Source organism: Halolamina salina, assembly GCF_042678005.1.
Lineage (GTDB): Archaea > Halobacteriota > Halobacteria > Halobacteriales > Haloferacaceae > Halolamina > Halolamina salina.
Map to the genome: position 1 here is coordinate 469 of NZ_JBHUDH010000127.1, position 423 is coordinate 891.

The 423-nt window shown below is 72.8% G+C and carries 1 pseudogene (only partly in view); it reads left to right on the top strand.

The window, feature by feature from the left end:
* The first annotated feature begins 223 nt into the window (after nt 1–223).
* Nucleotides 224–423, top strand: a pseudogene (locus tag ACFR9S_RS11160) (DUF373 family protein); it runs 896 nt beyond the window's last position.

Sequence of the window (423 nt, forward strand, 5' to 3'; positions counted from 1 at the left end):
CCGCGCCGACCGTCACGCCCACGGCCACGCCCACCGAGACGGCGACGAGTGCGCCGTCGTCGCGGCCGACCCGGTCGGAGTCGCCCCCGACGACCACCACCGGACCGGGGTTCGGACTGCTGGCCGGCGGCGTCGCGGCCGTCGGGACGATCGCGGCTGCGCTCCGGGGTACGCGCGACTGACCCCCGAAAGAAGATATGCCTGGGTTCCCTACGTGACGCTGATGCTGTTGGTCCTCGCCGTCGACCTCGACGACGACCTCGGTCGGAAGACCGGGCTCTCGACCCCTGTACTGGGTCGGGACGACGTCGAGGACGCCGCCACGCGGCTCGCGACGGCCGACCCCGAGGACTCCGACGTGAACGTGCTGTTCCAGGCGATCCACACCCGCGACGAACTCGCCGGCGAGGGCGAGGAGGTCGC